This is a genomic window from Streptomyces sp. TN58 (genome assembly GCF_001941845.1).
GTDB lineage: Bacteria > Actinomycetota > Actinomycetes > Streptomycetales > Streptomycetaceae > Streptomyces.
The window spans coordinates 1,333,884-1,351,560 of the sequence record NZ_CP018870.1 but is presented as its reverse complement, the minus strand read 5'-3'; the positions used below and the strand labels follow the sequence as shown (position 1 = coordinate 1,351,560).

Annotated in this window: 21 protein-coding genes; 16 read left to right on the top strand and 5 right to left on the bottom strand. The window is 70.4% G+C overall.

The features are described 5' to 3' along the window. The first annotated feature begins 18 nt into the window (after positions 1–18). The 4 genes from BSL84_RS06120 to BSL84_RS06105 all read left to right on the top strand — a co-directional run bounded on the left by BSL84_RS06120 (position 19) and on the right by BSL84_RS06105 (position 2,460). Complete coding sequence (locus BSL84_RS06120) at positions 19–1,068, top strand: sugar-binding transcriptional regulator (protein ID WP_199816155.1); 1,050 nt, start codon at positions 19–21, stop codon at positions 1,066–1,068. A gap of 171 nt (positions 1,069–1,239) precedes the next feature. Beyond that, positions 1,240–1,461, top strand: a complete 222-nt coding sequence (locus tag BSL84_RS06115; protein ID WP_030036649.1) for a CarD family transcriptional regulator — start codon at positions 1,240–1,242, stop codon at positions 1,459–1,461. A 49-nt stretch (positions 1,462–1,510) separates the two neighbouring features. Next, on the top strand, positions 1,511–2,002 hold the full coding sequence (locus tag BSL84_RS06110; protein ID WP_030036648.1) for a ribonuclease domain-containing protein: 492 nt from the start codon (positions 1,511–1,513) through the stop codon (positions 2,000–2,002). Then, positions 1,999–2,460 (top strand): barstar family protein, encoded by a 462-nt coding sequence (locus BSL84_RS06105; RefSeq protein ID WP_075969971.1) that lies wholly within the window; start codon positions 1,999–2,001, stop codon positions 2,458–2,460. Before BSL84_RS06110 ends, BSL84_RS06105 begins: the two co-directional genes overlap by 4 nt. A gap of 107 nt (positions 2,461–2,567) precedes the next feature. Here BSL84_RS06105 and BSL84_RS37600 read toward each other — a convergent pair whose 3' ends face one another. The 5 genes from BSL84_RS37600 to BSL84_RS06085 form a co-directional block, all read right to left on the bottom strand. Continuing rightward, a complete protein-coding gene (locus BSL84_RS37600) occupies positions 2,568–3,038 on the bottom strand; it encodes a group II truncated hemoglobin (RefSeq protein WP_030036644.1) in 471 nt (156 codons plus the stop codon). Then, the gene (locus BSL84_RS37595; protein ID WP_030036642.1) at positions 3,035–3,364 is read right to left on the bottom strand and encodes a putative quinol monooxygenase; all 330 of its coding nucleotides are present in this window, start codon (positions 3,362–3,364) and stop codon (positions 3,035–3,037) included. Before BSL84_RS37595 ends, BSL84_RS37600 begins: the two co-directional genes overlap by 4 nt. Positions 3,365–3,436: 72 nt before the next feature. After that, the gene (locus BSL84_RS06095) at positions 3,437–3,946 is read right to left on the bottom strand and encodes a hypothetical protein (protein ID WP_030036640.1); all 510 of its coding nucleotides are present in this window, start codon (positions 3,944–3,946) and stop codon (positions 3,437–3,439) included. A 55-nt stretch (positions 3,947–4,001) separates the two neighbouring features. Then, positions 4,002–5,759 carry an FAD-dependent oxidoreductase gene (locus BSL84_RS06090; protein ID WP_078849034.1) on the bottom strand — a complete coding sequence of 586 codons (1,758 nt, stop codon included), beginning with the start codon at positions 5,757–5,759 and terminating at the stop codon, positions 4,002–4,004. Beyond that, on the bottom strand, positions 5,756–6,028 hold the full coding sequence (locus BSL84_RS06085) for a UBP-type zinc finger domain-containing protein (RefSeq protein WP_030032183.1): 273 nt from the start codon (positions 6,026–6,028) through the stop codon (positions 5,756–5,758). Before BSL84_RS06085 ends, BSL84_RS06090 begins: the two co-directional genes overlap by 4 nt. Positions 6,029–6,293: 265 nt before the next feature. On the opposite strand from BSL84_RS06085, the gene BSL84_RS06080 reads away from it, so the two are divergent. The 12 genes from BSL84_RS06080 (at position 6,294) to BSL84_RS06025 (ending at position 17,674) form a co-directional block, all read left to right on the top strand. Further along, complete coding sequence (locus BSL84_RS06080; protein WP_045322508.1) at positions 6,294–7,118, top strand: type 1 glutamine amidotransferase domain-containing protein; 825 nt, start codon at positions 6,294–6,296, stop codon at positions 7,116–7,118. A 43-nt stretch (positions 7,119–7,161) separates the two neighbouring features. After that, complete coding sequence (locus BSL84_RS06075; RefSeq protein ID WP_045322507.1) at positions 7,162–8,808, top strand: thiamine pyrophosphate-binding protein; 1,647 nt, start codon at positions 7,162–7,164, stop codon at positions 8,806–8,808. A gap of 62 nt (positions 8,809–8,870) precedes the next feature. After that, positions 8,871–9,305 (top strand): nuclear transport factor 2 family protein, encoded by a 435-nt coding sequence (locus tag BSL84_RS06070; RefSeq protein WP_075969970.1) that lies wholly within the window; start codon positions 8,871–8,873, stop codon positions 9,303–9,305. Between the two features lie 22 nt (positions 9,306–9,327). After that, entirely contained in the window at positions 9,328–9,783 is a 456-nt protein-coding gene (locus tag BSL84_RS06065) for a nuclear transport factor 2 family protein (RefSeq protein WP_075969969.1), read from the top strand. Positions 9,784–9,802: 19 nt separating this feature from the next. After that, on the top strand, positions 9,803–10,174 hold the full coding sequence (locus BSL84_RS06060; RefSeq protein ID WP_030026834.1) for a nuclear transport factor 2 family protein: 372 nt from the start codon (positions 9,803–9,805) through the stop codon (positions 10,172–10,174). 10 nt (positions 10,175–10,184) lie between these two features. Next, complete coding sequence (locus BSL84_RS06055; protein WP_045322499.1) at positions 10,185–11,789, top strand: GMC family oxidoreductase; 1,605 nt, start codon at positions 10,185–10,187, stop codon at positions 11,787–11,789. Further along, complete coding sequence (locus BSL84_RS06050) at positions 11,782–12,393, top strand: DJ-1/PfpI family protein (protein WP_030026830.1); 612 nt, start codon at positions 11,782–11,784, stop codon at positions 12,391–12,393. Before BSL84_RS06055 ends, BSL84_RS06050 begins: the two co-directional genes overlap by 8 nt. Continuing rightward, entirely contained in the window at positions 12,393–12,830 is a 438-nt protein-coding gene (locus tag BSL84_RS06045; RefSeq protein WP_045322498.1) for a VOC family protein, read from the top strand. The genes BSL84_RS06050 and BSL84_RS06045 overlap by 1 nt, the downstream gene beginning before the upstream one ends. A gap of 148 nt (positions 12,831–12,978) precedes the next feature. Continuing rightward, positions 12,979–14,802, top strand: coding sequence for an AGE family epimerase/isomerase (locus BSL84_RS06040; protein WP_075969968.1), 1,824 nt, complete (start codon positions 12,979–12,981; stop codon positions 14,800–14,802). A 37-nt stretch (positions 14,803–14,839) separates the two neighbouring features. Further along, positions 14,840–15,202: an STAS domain-containing protein gene (locus BSL84_RS06035; RefSeq protein WP_030026826.1), complete on the top strand. Its 363-nt coding sequence runs from the start codon at positions 14,840–14,842 to the stop codon at positions 15,200–15,202. Then, positions 15,199–17,346 (top strand): glycogen debranching protein GlgX, encoded by a 2,148-nt coding sequence (glgX, locus tag BSL84_RS06030; protein ID WP_075969967.1) that lies wholly within the window; start codon positions 15,199–15,201, stop codon positions 17,344–17,346. Before BSL84_RS06035 ends, glgX begins: the two co-directional genes overlap by 4 nt. Before the next feature lie 16 nt (positions 17,347–17,362). Beyond that, the gene (locus tag BSL84_RS06025; protein WP_030026822.1) at positions 17,363–17,674 is read left to right on the top strand and encodes an STAS domain-containing protein; all 312 of its coding nucleotides are present in this window, start codon (positions 17,363–17,365) and stop codon (positions 17,672–17,674) included. Positions 17,675–17,677: the final 3 nt, after the last annotated feature.

Below are 17,677 nucleotides of genomic sequence, written 5' to 3'. Positions count from 1 at the left end.
GAGTGTGAACACGACAGTGTGAACAGCAGTGAGGAGAACGCGGTGTCTGCAATGTCGGCGGGACGGTCAGCCCTGCGGATGGGACCCGCGGAGCTGGTGCAGGCGGCGGCCATGGCGCGCCGCTTCTACCTGGAGGGCAAGTCCAAGATCCAGATCGCCGAGGAGTTCGGCGTGAGCCGCTTCAAGGTGGCCAGGGTCCTGGAGACCGCCCTCGAACGCGATCTCGTGCGCATCGAGATCCGGGTCCCGGCCGAACTCGACGCGGAGCGGTCGGACGCGCTCCGCGCGCGGTACGGGCTCCGGCACGCTGTCGTGGTGGAGTCGCCGGCCGACGCCACCGAGGACGCACCGGACCCGGAGAACCTGGGCGCGGTCGCCGCCGACCTGCTCGGCGAGCTCGTCAGCGAGGGCGACGTACTCGGTTTGGCGTGGGGCCGGTCGACCATTCACATGGCCGCCTCCCTGCACCGTCTGCCGCAGTGCACGGTGGTGCAGCTGACCGGGGTCTACGACGCGGGCACCGCGGAGCGCGGCTCGGTGGAGGCCGTGCGCCGGGCGGCGCAGGTGTCGGGCGGCGACGCGCACCCGATCTACGCGCCCATGCTGCTGCCCGACCCGGCGACCGCGGCCGCGCTGCGCAGCCAGACCGGGATCGCGCGCGCCTTCGACTACTTCGACAAGGTGACGGTCGCGGCCGTCTCCATCGGTTCGTGGGAGCCGGGCATCTCGACCGTCCACGACATGCTGACGGACGAAGAGCGGGCCCACTACGCGTCGCTGGGTGTCGCGGCCGAGATGTCCGCGCACCTCTTCGACGCCGAGGGCCGACGTGTCGGCCGGGACCTCGGCGAGCGGTGCATCACGGTCGAGGCGGACCGGCTGCGGCGGATCCCCGAGGTCGTGGCGATCGCGGGCGGGCTGCGCAAGGCCGCCGCGATCGGCGCGGTACTGCGGTCGGGGCTGGTCACCAGCCTCGTCACGGACACGGCCGTCGCCGACTACCTGCTGACCGAGTCGGCTCCGGGGCTGCGGCCGGCGCTGGACCGGGCCGACCCCGACGACCTGTAGGGGCAGAAGCGCATCGCGCGCCCCCTGTTCGCGCCCATCCGCCCGGCCGCCCCCGCACGGCCCCTCGGGGCCTGGTACGGGCGCTTCGGGGGCACTGGTGGTGCGGATGGTGCCCGGATCGAGATGCGAAGGGCCATCGCGCGGCGGCCCGCGGGGCGCATACTGGTTCCGATGACAAAATCAGCAGTGCCTCGCCGCCATTTGCCGTCCAGCCCGTTCAAAGCCCCCGTGGAACAGCCCATCCGGCAGTTCAACGTCGGCGACCGGGTCACTCACGACGAGCACGGCCTCGGCCGTGTCGTCGGAATCGAGGAGGGGATCGCCGTTCTCGTCGACTTCGGTTCGGTCCAGAAGCGCATCCTGAGTCCGTACAGCAAGATGGCCGCGCTCTGACGCGACCGAGCGATTCGCGGGCGAATCGGATATTTGGCACGATCGGCGCATGATCTTCCGGAACGTGCCCCGATGGCTGTCGCGTGCGCTGGGGGCCGTGTTCCTCTGTGCCGCGCTCGTCGCAACGGCGGGCTGTGGTGCGCAGAAACCCGGCCCCGCCGTCAGTAGCGGCAGCGGCAGTGCCGAGCCGAGTACGGCTCCCGGTACGTCCTCCCGTGCGCCCTCCGGTGCCGTGTCCGAGAGCGCTCCGGACTGGGCGCGGGGGATGGCCGTCGTACGGGCCGACGCGCTGCCGCGGCAGGCGCGGGAAGTCCTCCTGCTCATCGACAAGGGCGGGCCCTACCCGTACCGGCAGGACGGCACCGTCTTCGGCAACTTCGAGAAGGTCCTGCCGCGCCAGAAGCGCGGCTACTACCACGAGTTCACGGTGCGTACGCCGGGGGAGCGGGACCGCGGGGCGCGGCGGATCGTGACGGGTGAGGGTGGGGAGTTCTACTACACGGACGACCACTACGAGACCTTCAAGGCGGTTCTCCGATGAGCCTGGAACCGCAGCCGCTCGCACCGGCGCTCGCAGCCGCCGAGGCCGCCGGCTGGACGACCGTACGCCTCGACCTGGACGGGGTGCGCGGCAAGGCGGAGCTGATGCGGCGGTGCGGGGGTGCCTTGCGGCTGCCGGAGTGGGTGGGCGGGGGGTGGGACGCGCTTGCCGATGCGCTGCGGGATCTGTCGTGGCTGCCGGTTGCGGTGCCGGACACGGCTCACGCTTCGGGTGGGCGGCTGGTCGCCGTGACGTCCTGGCGGGGGTACGCCGGGGCGCGGCCTGAGGAATGGGAGACGTTCGTGGAGGTGCTGGAGGAGGCCGTGGACTTCTGGCGGGGGCAGGATCCGGGGCTCTCGGTGCTGTTGGCGGGGGGTGCGGATGGGTCCGAGCCCGGGGGCGGGGCGACTGCCGGGGCTCCGCCCCGGACCCCGCGCCTCAAACGCCGGCGGGGCTGATGGGTGCGGCGAGACCGAAAGATCGGGGCTCCGCCCCCGGACCCCCGCGCCTCAAGCGCCGGCGGGGCTGGAGGGGGCGGTGGGGGTGGAAGGGCGGAGCCTTGGGGTTAGGCCGGTTTCGGGATCCAGGGTGGGGTTTGGCCCCAGGACCAGACCGGGATCTTGGCCGCGTCCACCGGGGGAGGGTTGGGGCCCGAGTAGATGAGGGCCATGCGGGTGCCCCATTCGATGTAGTAGGCGAACACCCCTCTGAACTCCGGGTCCGTGGGGAGGCCTACCTCGTCGGCCGTGTCCATGAGCAGGTCCACCCAGCGGCGGCGCTGCTTCTCGGTGATCGCCCGGCCCAGGTGCTTGGTGGCCATGTGCTGGTGGCCGCCGTGGTGGGCGGTGTAGTCGGCCGGGCCGCCGAAGACCTCCGACAGCCAGACCGCGACGTGCTGCGGGTGCTCCGAGTCCATGCCCGCGAAGACCGGGGCCAGGATCTCGTCCTGCAGGGCGTGGGCGTAGAAGGCGTCGGTGAGGCGGTTCATCGCCTCCGCCCCGCCCATCCACTCGTAGATGGTGGGTGTGGTGCTCATCGCTGTCCGGCGCCCTTTCCCGTGCCCACGACGCCCGTCACGAGGTAGTGCTGCATCTCCTCGATGGCGGTCACGTACGGGCGGATCGCGCTGAAGAAGGCCGGGAAGTGCTCCCCCTTGCGGAAGCCGCCCAGGTGGGCCTCGATGGAGGTCCAGCGGATCCGGAGGATGTAGCGCTCCTTCTCCTCCTCGCACCGGGCCAGTTCGTAGTCGATGCACTCGGGTGAGGCGGCCAGGGACTCTGCCGCCCGCGCGTACGCGTCCTCGAAGGCCTGCTGGTCGTCCAATGCGATCCGGTAGCGGATGTATTCGACGGTGGTCGTCATGGTGCGTACCTCTCCCTGGGTGTAGGTCTCGGCCAGCCTTACGCGATCACGCGGCTCCGTGGGGCGGATTCGTCATTCGGACCCGGACTTCATGGAGTCCGTCGTGCCCGTGACGTCCGGGCCCTGCGCGCGGACGCGGCCGACCTGGTCCAGGGAGTCGCGCAGCTCCGCCAGCCAGCTGTCGGTGTTGCGCCCCACCAGGCGGACGCACCAGGCCAGCGCGTCGGCCCGGCTGCGGGCCACGCCGCCGGCGACCAGGGTGTCGAGGACCTGGCGTTCGGACTGGCGCAGGCGGGTCATGACCGGGACGGCCAGGTGGGTGAAGAGGGTCGTCTCCTCACCCACCCGTACGCCCCAGGCGACCTTGCGGCGGTAGAGCTCCTCGGCCTCGCGGGCCACTTCGACGCGCTGTTCGCGGGTGCGTTCACGGAACTCGGCAACGGACTCGGCCGCCGGGATGGTGCCGACGACCGTGATCTCCTCGCGGTCGGCGGTCACCGAGTCGAGGGACTCGTAGACGTCCACCGGCAGGCGTTCGGCGAACCACACGCGGAGCTGTTCGCTCTGTTCGGCTGTAATCATGTAATCAACATTGCGTCGGGCGTGGCCTTGATCACAAGACCGCCGGTGTTCGCTCTCAGCCCATCGAGCGGTAGCGGTGGATCAGCGAGACCGCCATCGCCCCCTCTCCGACACCCGACGCCACCCGTTTGACCGAGTGGGCGCGGACGTCGCCCGCCGCGAAGACGCCCGGCACGCTCGTCTCCAGGGGGTAGGGCGCGCGCTCCAGGCTCCATTCGGCCGGGAGCTCACCCCCGTTGGAGATCAGGTCCGAGCCGGTCAGGACGAAGCCGTGGTCGTCCCGCTCGACGACTTCCGCGAGCCAGTCGGTGTGCGGGCGGGCGCCGATGAACGTGAACATGAAGCGCGCGGCCACCTCGGTGTCCTTCCCGGTGTCCGCGTCGTGCAGGGTCAGCCGCTCCAGGTGCTCCTCGCCGTCGAGCCGGACCACCGTGGTGCGCACCCTGACCTCGATGTTCGGGGTGCGCTCGATCTCGTCGATCAGGTAGCGGGACATGCTCGCGTCCAGGGAGGACGCGCGGACCAGGATCGTCACGCGGGCGGCGTACTTGGCGAAGTGCACGGCGGCCTGCCCCGCCGAGTTGGCGCCGCCGACGATGAACACGTGCTGGGAGATGCAGGCCGAACTCTCGGTGGTGGCGGCGCCGTAGTAGAGGCCGGCGCCCTCGAAGCGGTCGGCGCCCGGGGCGTCGAGACGGTTGTACGAGACTCCGGTCGCGAGCAGGACGGTCTCGGCGGAGATCTCCGTGCCGTCGGCCAGCGTGAGGATCTTCGCCGGGTCGTCCCGGGTCAGCGAGACCACCTCCACCGGGTGCAGGATCTCGGCGCCGAACCGGGAGGCCTGGATGGTGGCCCGGCGGGTCAGGTCGCCACCGGAGAGGCCCGAGGGGAAGCCGAGGTAGTTCTCGATCAGGCTGGAGGTGCCGGCCTGGCCGCCCGGGGCGCGGGAGTCCAGCATCAGCGTGGACAGGCCCTCGGACGCCGAGTAGACGCCCGCTGCCAGGCCCGCGGGGCCCGCGCCGACGATGACGCACTCGTAGTGCGGGCGTGAGGCGGTGGTGGCCAGCCCGAGGTGCCGGGCGAGCTGGGTGTCGGTCGGAGCCGACAGCACCGCCCCGTCGGGGAAGCGGACCAGCGGCAGGGCCGCGTCGGGCTGGGCGGCGAGCAGCGTCAGCGCCTCGGGGTCCCGCTCGACGTTGAGGAAGCGGAACGGCTGGCCGTTGCGGGTGAAGAAGTCCCGCACGGCGTGGGTGCCGGGCGAGACGAGGTGGCCGGCGACGATGATCCCGTCGTAGGCGGGGCGGTAGGTCGCCAGCCAGTCGGAGAGCAGGTCGTCCAGGACGGGGAAGAGCCGTTCGTGGGGCGGGTCCCACGGCTTGAGCAGGTAGTAGTCCAGGCGGACCCGGTTGATGGCGGTGATCGCCGCGTCGGTCTCCGCGTACGCGGTCAGCAGCACCCGGCGGGCGTCCGGGAACCGGCTGACGGCCTCCAGCAGGAACTCCACGCCGGTCACGTCCGGCATGCGCTGGTCCACGAGGAACAGCGCCGGGTCGTGGCCCCGCTCGTCGAGGGAGTCCAGGATCTTCAGGGCGTCGGCGGCCGAGGAGGCGCCGAGGACCCGGTAGCGGTCGCCGTAGGCGCTGCGCAGGTCGCGGCGGACGGCCCGCAGCACCTGCGGGTCGTCGTCGACGGCCAGGATCACCGGCTTGCGGCTTTCCGCACGCTCGGCCGCGGCCGAGGCGGAGGCCGAGGAGGGGGCCGACGCGGGGGAGGAGGCGGGGGCGGCGGGGGAGCTCTCGCGGGCCGTGCTCATGCCGGGTCCAGCATCAGCTTGTCGGCATAGCACCAGGCCCAGTCCTCGCCGGGCTCGTGGGAGGCCGCGATCGGGTGCTCGGTGACCCGGTAGTGCCGGGTGGCGTGACGGTTCTTCGACGAGTCGCAGCACCCGACGTGTCCGCAGCTGAGGCACAGCCTCAGGTGCACCCAGGTGTCGCCGGCGACGAGGCACTCCTCGCAGCCCACCGCGGTGGGCTTCACCGGACGTATCTGATCGGTGTGTGTGCACAACAGGTCCGTCGTCATCGTCGCCGTCCTTCTCCTCGTACTTCGCGCGCCCGCGATTCACGGCGCGTCCAGACCCTAAGGGCGTGCCCTCCGGAATGGTTCACCGATTCGGCCGAAGTCATGTAGTCCAGCGGCTACTTCATGACGTCCGCGAACGACTTCCTGAAGTGCCGCGGCCACCTGTCCGGCTACCTCACGAAGTCGCATGCCGGCGCTTTGACGAAGACCCGGGGCGCGGCCAGTGTGGGGGACCAACGACAACAGGCGGCGCCTGGAGGAATACGTGAGCAGAAGGATTCTGGTCATTGTCTCCGAACACGGTTACTGGGCCGAAGAACTGATAGGCCCCGTCTCGAAGTTCGACGAGCGGGGCTACGAGGTCGTATTCGCGACGCCGACCGGAAAGCGTGCGCACGCTCTTCCGCCGAGCCTCGACGCGAACTACGTCGACCCGCCGCTGGGACGCTCGGTGACCACCGAGGAGAACGCCAGGCTGGGACGGGAGTTCGAGCAGTCGAGCCGGCTGGACTCGCCGCTCGACATCGAGGCGTGGGTGCCCGAGCGCCCCTACACGAGCGACGCGGCCTACCTGCCGAAGCTGGAGCAGTACCACCGCGACCTCGACGCGCTCGACGCCGACATCGCCGCATACGACGCGATCCTCATCGTCGGCGGCAGCGGCCCGATCGCCGACCTCGCCAACAACGAGCGCGTACACGCCCTGATCCTGGCCTTCCGGAAGGCCGGCAAGGTCGTGGCCGCCGAGTGCTACGGGGTCGCCTGCCTGGCCTTCGCCCGGGACTGGGACGACCGCAGGAGCATCATCTGGGGCAAGCACGTGACCGGCCACTGCAAGGAGTACGACTACAAGGACGGCACCGGATTCCTCGGTACCGACTTCAACATGGGACCGCCCCCGTATCCGCTGGAGTACATCCTGCGCGACGCGACCGGACCGGACGGCGCCTACCACGGGAACTTCGGCAAACCGGTCTCCGTGATCGTCGACTTCCCCTTCGTCACCGGACGCTCCACCCCCGACTCCTATCTGACGGGGCAGAAGATCGTGGAGGTACTGGAGGACGGACTCGCCCGGTACGGCTGGTAGTCGCGGAAATCCGCTCGGAAATCGGATGGTCGAGGGGGAATTCATGGAAGCCACTCCCGGACGGGAAAGGCTGATCGAGCAGTTCAAGGCCGACGGTCTGAATGTGATGTTCGGAAATCCGGGGACGGTGGAACAGGGATTCCTCGACGCGGCGGACGCGGCGGCGGACTTCCGGTACGTCCTGGCCCTCCAGGAGACCGTCGCCGCCGGCATCGCCGACGGCTACGCCCGGGCGACCGGCGGCCCGGCCCTGCTCCAGCTGCACTCCGGAGTGGGCCTGGGCAACGGCATCGGGATGCTGTACCAGTCGCTGCGCGGCCACACCCCGCTCGTCGTCGTCGCCGGCGACGCCGGGGTGCGCTACGACGCCATGGACGCGCAGATGGCGGCCGACCTGGTGGCGATGGCCAGGCCCGTGACCAAGTACGCGACCCGGGTGACCGATCCGCGGTCCGTCCTGCGCACCGTCCGGCGGGCCGTGAAGATCGCGCTCACCCCGCCACGCGGCCCCGTGTTCGTCGCCCTGCCGATGGACGTGCTGGACGAACCCAACTCCGAGCCCGTGCTGCCGGCCGCGGTCCCGCTCACCGACGTGGCCCCCTCCGCCGCGTCGGTGGGCCGGGCGGCCGAGCTGCTGGCCTCCGCCGAGCGGCCCGTCGTGCTGGTCGGGGACGGGGTGGCGCTCTCCGGGGCGCAGCGCGAGCTCGCCGCCGTCGCCGAACTGCTGGGCGCCGACGTGTACGAGGTCGACTCCTCCGAGGTGAACATCGCCGCCTCGCACCCGCTGCGGCGCGGCCAGACGGGCCACATGTTCGGCCCGCACAGCAAGGAGCTGATCGGCGGCGCCGACGGGGTGCTGATCGTGGGCACCTACGTCTTCCCGGAGGTGTTTCCCGAGCTGGAGAGCCCCTTCCGGGCCGGTGCGAAGGTCGTCCACATCGACCTCGACGCCTACGAGATCGCCAAGAACCACCCGGTGGACCTCGGCCTCGCCGCGGATCCCCGGCAGGCGCTGCGCGCGCTGGCCGGCGTACTGGAGCGGCAGCTGACCCCGCAGCGGCGGGCCGCCGCGGCCGCCCGGCTCGACGTACGGACCCGCGAGCGGGCCCGGGCGGCGGCCGAGGCCGGGGCCGGGGACGACGACGGCACGCCGATGGCCGTCTTCCTGCGGACGCTGGCCGAGCGCACCGGCGGCGACCTGATCGTCTTCGACGAGGCGCTGACCACGTCGCCGCTGGTCACCCGATACCTGCCGGCGGAGCGCCCCGGCGACTACCACCTCACCCGCGGCGGATCGCTCGGCGTGGGCTTCCCGGGGGCGGTCGGCGCCAAGCTGGCCCGCCCGGACCGGCTCGTGGTGGGCTTCGCGGGCGACGGCGGGTCCATGTACACCTACCAGGCCCTGTGGACCGCGGCCCGGCACGGCATCGACGCCAAGTTCGTCGTCTGCAACAACCGCAAGTACCGGCTGCTCGACGACAACATCACCCGGTACTGGCAGGAGCGGAGCATCCCGGAGCACGGCTTCCCGGGCTCCTTCGACCTCTCGCACCCCGAGATCGACTTCGCCGGGCTGGCCCGCTCGCTGGGCGCCGGGGGGATGCGGGTGGAGAAGCCGGACGAGGCGGTCGCCGCGGTGGGCCGGATGCTGTCCCACCCCGGACCGTTCCTCGTCGACGTCCAGATCTGACGCCAGGGCCGGACGCGTCCGGCCAGTCACCCAGCACCGAAACGGAAGCAGGAGGAGACCGCATGCCCGCCGAGCGGCAGCTGACCGAGGACGCGATCCGCGCCTTCGCCGAGAACTGGTACGCGGCGCTGGACCAGCACGTGGGCCTGGCCGACGTGCTCGCCCTGATCACCGAGGACCTGGAGTTCAAGGTCCCCGAGGACACCTTCCTCGGACACGAGGGCTTCGGCCGCTGGTACGAGGCCGTCACCCACCGCTTCTTCGACGAGGTGCACACCGTCACCAAGGTGGAGCCCGTCATCGAGGGCGGCCGCGCGGTCGTCCGGGTCTTCGTCAACTGGCAGGCCAAGGTCTGGGACCCGCCGGCCGCCCGCAGCCTGTGGCTGGGCTTCGACGCCGACCAGACCTGGACCGTGGTCGCCGGCCCCGACGGGCCGCTGATCCAGCAGTACACCGTCAACGACCTGGCCCCGATGCCCGGTTCCGGCTCGCTGTGACCGCGGTGGAGGAGGAGCGACGATGACCGAGGTGACACCGGAGCGGGTCCGGGAGGCCTACGCGGCCCTCGGCTCCGGCGACCGGGCCCGGATCCTGGAGTACTACTCCGAGGACCTGCGCTGGCTGGTGCCGGGCAACCACCCCCTGGCCGGCTGGTACGAGAGCCTGGACGCCTTCCGGGAGCTGATGGGGCAGACCCACAAGCTCACGGCCGGCACCTTCCGGATGGACCTGGAGGCGGTGCTGGTCGGCGAGGACTGCTCGGCGGACGTGTGCCGCAACGTCGCCCTGCGGGCCGGCGCGGCCGAGGCGGGCGGGTCCCCGTACGAGCGGATGGACTACCCGGTCTTCCACTTCATGCGGTGGCGGGACGGCCGGATCGTCGAGGGCCGCGACGGCCTCTTCGGGGACTCGGCGGCCGCCTTCAGCCAGTTCTGGGCGCCGTTCGGGCCGGACGGAACCCGCAGGGACCTCTAGAGGGGGATGGATGAGCGCGATGGACGCACGACAGATCCTGCAGAAGTACTACGAGTACGCCAACGCCGGGGACTGGGACCGCTGGTGCGACCTGTTCGCCGACGACCAGGTCATGGACGAGCAGCTGGCCGGCCGGATAGAGGGCCTGGACGTGCTCCGCTCGATGATGAAGGGCATGGGGGCGATGTACCGGGTCTTCCGCAACGAGCCCGTGCACTTCCTCGTCGACGGCGAGAAGGCCGCGGCCGTCTCCCACCTGAGCGCGGTCAGTGCCTCCGGCGAGCCCATCGAGGCCGAGGTCATGAACTTCTTCCGGATCGTGGACGGAAAGATCGCCTACATGGCGAACCACCACGACACGGTCCCCTTCCAGGTCCTGGGCCAGGACTGAGGGGGCGCAGGTGAGCGTGGAAGAGTACGACTACATCGTCGTGGGATCCGGCACCGCGGGCAGCGTCCTGGCGAGCCGGCTCTCCGAGGACCCGGACGTCTCCGTCCTCGTCCTGGAGGCGGGCGGCTCACGGATCCCGCCCGAGGTGGACGACCCGTCCTCCTGGTACAAGCTCCTCGGCGGCCCCGTGGACTGGGGCTACACCAGCACACCGCAGCCCGGGCTCGACGGCCGCCGTACCTACGAGCCCCGCGGCAAGGCCCCCGGCGGCAGCAGCAACCTCTACATCATGATGCACATCCGCGGCCACGCCTCGGACTTCGACAACTGGGCCTACCAGGGAGCCGCCGGCTGGGCGTACGAGGACGTGCTCCCCTACTTCGCCCTGCTGGAGGGCCAGGAGGACGCCACCGCCCCCACCACCGGCACCCGCGGCCCGCAGCGGATCACCAACGCCGGGCTGCACAACCCCAACCCGGTCTCGCGCGCCTTCATCGACGCGGCCGTCGAGCTGGGGCACCAGGAGATCGCCGACTTCAACACCGACGGGCCCCGGCGCGGCCTCTTCGGCACCGGCTGGCACCACATCGACGTGGCCGACGGCCGCCGCCAGGGCGCCCTGGCCGCCTACCTGGAACCGGCGCTCGGCCGGCCGAACCTGACCCTGCGCACCAGCGCGCAGAGCACCCGGCTGCTCTTCGACGGGGACACCTGCACCGGCGTCGAGTACGTCCAGCTGCAGGCGCCCGCCGGCATACCGGGCCGGACCGTCCGCGACGGCCACAGCAGCGCCTCCGCGCCCGGGCCGCACACCGTACGGGCCCGGCGCGAGGTGGTCGTGGCGGCCGGGGCGATCGAGTCGCCGAAGCTGCTGCTGCTCTCCGGCGTCGGCCACCCCGAGCAGCTGCGCGAGCACGGCATCGCGGTCACCGCGGCCCTGCCCGGGGTGGGGAAGAACTTCCACAACCACGTCCTGACCGGGCTGATGGCCGAGGTCACCCAGGAGCTTCCGCCGCCCGCGCAGAACCTGTCGGAGAGCGCTCTGTTCCTGTCCTCACAGCCGGGGCTGCCGGCGCCCGACCTGCAGATCGCCTTCGTCCACGTCCCCTTCGACGTGATCGTCGGCCAGGACCACCCGAACACGGTGTCCATCCTGCCGGGCGTCGTACGCCCCGCCTCGCGCGGCTGGATCAGGCTGGCGAGCGCCGACCCGCTGGCGCACCCGCTGATCAACCCGAACTACCTGGGCGACCGGTGGGACCTGGAACGCATGGTGCAGGGCGTGAAGATCGCCCGGGACATCTTCGCGACCTCGGCGTTCTCACCCTGGTACAAGCAGGAGCTGCAGCCCGGCCCCGGCTACGTGTCCGACGAGGACCTGCGGGCCTTCGTGAAGCAGAAGTCGGAGAGCTACCACCACCAGGCCGGCTCCTGCCGCATGGGCGTCGACGACCTCGCCGTCGTCGACCCGGAGCTGCGGGTGCACGGCGTACGGAACCTGCGCGTGGTCGACGCGAGCGTGATGCCCGCGGTCCCGTCGGGCAACTGCCACACCGCCATCGCGATGATCGCCGAACGCGCGGCGGACTTCCTGAGGGGGACCTCCCGTGTCTGACGCCGTCCTGCGCGAGGGCGCCCTGTCCGGGACCCGGATCGCGGTCCTGGTCGAGAGCGACTACTACGAGCCGGAGATCTTCTACTACCGGCACCGGTTCGCCGAGGAGGGAGCCGAGGTCCACTTCCTGACCCGGCTGTGGGGCAACGACTCCCTCACCTTCACCGGGCACGAGTACCGGGCGCCCTTCACCGTGAACCGGTCCCTGGAGGGGCTGACCGACGAAGAGCTGCGCGGCTACGCGGCCCTCGTCGTGCCCTCCGGGATGGTGGCCGACCGGCTGCGCTACACCGAGGACGTGGACGTCCTCGCGCCGGCGACCGAGCTGCTGCGCCGGGCGTTCGAGGAGCCGTCGGTCCTGAAGGGGATCATCTGCCACGGCATGTGGCTGGCGTCCTCGATCCCGGGGAAGGTCCGCGGCCGCAAGGTGGTCTGCCACAACAACCTGATCGGCGACGTCCGCAACATGGGCGGGGAGTACGTCGACGAGGACGTGGTGGTCGACGGGGACCTGGTCACCGGCCGCACCGGCGCCCACCACCACCTGTTCGCCCGCCGGCTCATCGAGCTGATCGCGGCCGGCCGGGGCCGGGGAGCCGGCTGATGCCCGCCGGGCTGCGCTGGTCCCACGTGGGCCTGAACTGCGCGGACCAGAAGACCACCGAGGAGTTCTACACCCGGTACTTCGGCTTCTCCCGGGCCCGCGTCGTCGACCTGGGGGAAGCGCAGATCGTGTTCCTGCGCAAGGGGGACGCGTACCTGGAGCTCTTCGCGGCCGCGGGGACCGAACCGGCCCGCCGGGCGGATGACGACGGTCCGCAGGCCCCCGGCCGGATGCGCCATCTGGCCTTCCAGACCGACAGCGTGGACGCGTTCCTGGCCGACCTGGGCGACGCGGCGGAAGTGACCCTGGGGCCGCTGGACTTCGACGACTTCATCTGCGGCTGGCGGACCGTGTGGGTCCGCGATCCCGACGGGGTCATCGTCGAGGTCAGCCAGGGATACGAGGACGAACGCACCACCCCAGCCACCGGTGAATAAACGGCGAGTGAGCCGAAGGGGCGCGACGGGGAGTGGGGCCGAGCGCGCGGAGGAACGCGAGGTACGAGCGTTTCGAGCACGTACGGCGCCACGAGCCGGCAACAGGCGCCCCGGAGGCGAACCGAGCCCTCAAAAAGGACGGTATGACATGGCGGACGCCGTGAGCTTCTCCTTCTCCGACACCATCGCGGGCTACGTCGTCCGCTTCGACTCCAGTAGGCGCCTGCTGCGGCTGAAGACCTCCGACGGGCGGGAGTTCGAGATCTCCCTCGCCGGCGACCCCAGCGCCGAACTGGTCCGCAACCTGGACGAGCCCTACATCGACGCCTCCGGGCACATCGACGAGATGCTCTCGCCGGGCCGGTTCCTCTTCGTCTACGGCATCCACTACCCGGAGCACGGCGGCCGCTTCGACGCCAAGCGCCTGGTGTTCCTCGGCCGCGGCGCCGAGGACTACCGCTTCGAGGAGGGCAGCTGGTGGATCAAGCAGATCGAGTCGCTGGCCGACTTCTACATCCGGGCGCAGTTCGGCGACGGGCCGGTGGACTTCACCGAGTACCGCACCGAGATCCGCCTCGGCGGTGACAAGACCGCCAGCCACGTCCAGGAGACCGACACCATCTCCCGCCTGGTCTACGGCATGGCCTCGGCCTACCTGCTGACCGGCAAGGACGAGTACCTGGAAGTCGCCGAGCGCGGCACCGAGTACCTGCGCAAGCACATGCGGGTCGTGGACGTCGAGGAGGACGTCGTCTTCTGGTACCACGGCATCAGCGTCGACGGGGACAGCGAACGCAAGCTGTTCACCTCGGAGTTCTCCGACGACTACGACGCGATCCCGATGTACGAGCAGATCTACGCGCTGGCCGGCCCCGTCCAGACCTACCGGGTCACCGGCGACGTCCGGATCAAGAACGACGCGGACGCCACCATCCGGCTGTTCGACAAGTTCTTCTTCGACCCGGAGCAGGGCGGCTACTACTCGCACATCGACCCGATCCTCTTCAGCGCCGACCACGAGTCCCTCGGAGAGAACGCCGAGCGCAAGAACTGGAACTCCGTCGGCGACCACGCCCCCGCCTACCTGATCAACCTCTACCTGGCGACGGGCGAGCAGAAGTACGCCGACTTCCTCGAATACACCTTCGACACGATCGCGGACAAGTTCCCGGACTACAAGAACAGCCCGTTCGTCCAGGAGCGCTTCATGCGCGACTGGTCCCACGACAAGGCGCACAGCTGGCAGCAGGACCGCGCGGTCGTCGGCCACAACCTCAAGATCGCCTGGAACCTGATGCGGATGAACTCGCTGAAGGCCAAGCCGGCGTACGAACAGCTCGCCCGGAAGATCGGCGAGATCATGCCGGCCGTCGGCAGCGACGTGCAGCGCGGCGGCTGGTACGACGTCGTGGAGCGCGTGAAGCAGGGCGGCCAGGAGGCGCACCGCTTCGCCTGGCACGACCGCAAGGCCTGGTGGCAGCAGGAGCAGGCGATCCTCGCCTACCTCATCCTCAACGGCACCGTCGGCGGCGAGGCGAACCTGCGCGAGGCCCGGCAGGCGCAGGCCTTCTACAACACCTTCTTCCTCGACCACGACGAGGGAGCCGTCTACTTCAACGTCCTCGCCAGCGGGACGCCGTACCTGCTCGGCACCGAGCGGCTCAAGGGCAGCCACTCGATGTCCATGTACCACTCGGCGGAGCTGTGCTATCTCGCCGCCGTCTACAACAACCTGCTCGTCAACGGCCGGGAGATGGACTTCCACTTCCAGCCCGACCCGACCGGCCTGCCCGACCGCGTCCTGCGCGTCTCGCCCGACCTGCTGCCCGCCGGCGCGGTGCGGATCGCGTCCGTGGAGATCGACGAGAAGCCCTACACCGACTTCGACGCGGAGGCGCTCACCGTGCGCCTGCCCGACGTCCAGGGCCGCGTCAGGGTCAAGGTCCGGCTGCGGCCGACGGCCAAGAAGTAGCGCTCAACGGGGGGCGCCCCAACCAGAGGGGAAGGCAATGACTCTCAACGTCAAGGAACGCCGGAACAAGACGGGCACCGTGCTCGTCGCCACCGGTGAGATCAACAGCGAGACGTCCGGCACGCTGCTCCAGTCCCTGCTGCCGCTGGTCCGCGAGGGCAAGCCGCTGCGGATCGACCTCACGGCGGTGACCTACGTCTCCAGCGCGGGCCTGCGCACGCTGCTCGTCGTCTACCGCGAGGCCCAGCACCACGGTGTGGCCGTCACCCTGTACGGGGTGAGCGAGGAAGTCCGGTTCGTCATGTCGGCCACCGGCTTCCTCGACTTCTTCGAGACCGGCGAGGCCGCCGCGGCAGCCGCGACGGCCGCCAAAGCGGCCAGGGCGAAGGCCGCGCGATGAGCGAGACCCGGTCCGAGCAGGTCCTGCGCGTCGACGCGTACCCGACCCACGAGGTGGGCGGGTATCGCGTCCGCGCGGGCAAGCCGTTCCCCTTCGGGGCCAACGTGGTCCCCGGCGGGGTCAGCTTCTCCGTCTTCTCCGACCAGGCCACCTCCATGACCCTGGTCATCTACAAGCGCGGCGAGCCCGAACCGATGGCCGAACTGGAGTTCCCCGAGGAGTTCCGCACCGGCAGCGTGTTCGCCATGACCGTATTCGGCCTCGACCACGAGAACATCGAGTACGGGTACCGGGCCGACGGCCCCTACGACCCGGTCACCGGCCACCGCTTCGACGCCCGCCAGGTCCTTTCCGACCCCTACGCCCGACTGATCGCCGGCCGGGACGTGTGGGGCGTGGAACCGGACTACAGCCGCGGCTACCAGTACCGCTCCCGCGTCTGCCTGCAGGACTTCGACTGGGGCGACGACACCCCGCTGGGCATCCCCGCCGAGGATCTCGTCGTCTACGAGGCCCACGTACGCGGCTTCACCCGGCACCCCAACTCCCGGGTCACCGCGCCCGGCACGTTCGCCGGACTGCGCGAGAAGATCCCGTATCTGAAGGAGCTCGGGGTCAACTGCGTCGAACTGCTGCCCGTCTTCGAGTTCGACGAGTGCGACAACCCCCGCTCCAACCCGGAGACGGGCGAGAAGCTCTTCGACTACTGGGGCTACAACACCGTCTCCTTCTTCGCGCCCAAGGCCGGCTACGCGGCCACCGGACGCTACGGCATGCAGGGCGACGAGTTCCGCACCCTGATCAAGGACCTGCACGCGGCCGGCATCGAGGTCATCCTCGACGTCGTCTTCAACCACACCGCCGAGGGCAACGAGCTGGGGCCGACGATCTCCTTCAAGGGGCTCGACAACGCCACCTACTACATGCTCACGCCCGAGGGCTACTACTTCAACTTCAGCGGCACCGGCAACACGGTCAACTGCAACCACCCCGTCGTACGCAACTTCGTCCTCGACTGCCTGCGCCACTGGGTCGCCGACTACCACATCGACGGGTTCCGCTTCGACCTCGCCGCGATCCTCGGCCGGTCCCTGGACGGCACCCCGCTGCCCAATCCGCCGCTGCTGGAACTGCTCGCCTACGACCCCGTCCTGCGGCACACCAAGCTCATCGCCGAGGCCTGGGACGCCGGCGGCCTCTACGAGGTCGGCAACTTCCCGGCGTACGGCCGCTGGGCGGAGTGGAACGGCAAGTACCGCGACACCGTACGCCGCTTCCTCAAGGGCGACCCCGGCGTCACCGGCGAACTCGCCACCCGCATCGCCGGCTCGCCCGACATGTACTCCAGCCGCGGCACCGCCGCCTCGGTCAACTTCCTGACCGCGCACGACGGCTTCACCCTCGCCGACCTGGTCTCCTACAACGACAAGCACAACGAGGCCAACGGCGAGGGCAACAACGACGGCGCCAACGACAACAACAGCTGGAACTGCGGCGCCGAGGGACCCACCGACGACCCGGCCGTCAACGCCCTGCGCACCCGGCAGATGAAGAACGCCCTCGCCATCCTCCTCACCAGCCAGGGCATCCCGATGCTCCTCTCCGGCGACGAGGTCGGCAGGAGCCAGCAGGGCAACAACAACACCTACTGCCAGGACAACGAACTGTCCTGGTTCGACTGGGACCTGGTCGACAACAACGCCGAACTGCTCCGCTTCACCCGCGAGATGATCGCCTTCCGCGGACGGCACCGCGAACTGCGCTCCACCTCCCACCCCACCGGACAGGTCCGCGAACACCTCGGCCTGCCCGACATCAGCTGGCACGGTGAGCGGGCCTGGCAGCCCGACTGGTCCGACGACAGCCGGCTGGTGGCCGTAGCCCGCTGCGGTGCAGGGGACGACGACGTGGTGTACGTGGCCATGAACGCGCACTGGGAGTCGCACGACCTCGAACTGCCCGCCCTGCCCGGCGGACGCAGCTGGCACCTGTTCGCCGACACCGGGGCCGAGGCACCGCACGACATCCGCACCCCGGGCACCGAGCCGGAGCTGGACAACGCCGGCAAGTACCTGATCGGGCCGCGTTCCGTGGTCATCCTGGTGGGCCGCACCAACGACCCCGACACATCCGGCACGCCCTGACCGAAGGAGACCTGACATGCCGCTTTCCGTGTCCCTGAGCATCAAGGGCGACACCACAGTGATCGAACTGTCGGGTGAGCTGGACGCCGAGACCGCCGGCGACTTCCACCAGACCATCGAGAAGGCCGCCGGCCATGGCAGCACCACCGTCGAGATCCGGATGGCCGACGTCGGCTACATGGCCAGCGCCGGACTGCGCTCCCTGGTCTTCGCCCGGCAGAAGGTCGCCGACAACGTCACCATCAAGGTCGTCGGCGCCATCGAGCCCGTCTGCCGCACCATCCGGACGGCCGGGCTCGACCGCAGCATCGTCATCTCCGACGAGTGACGA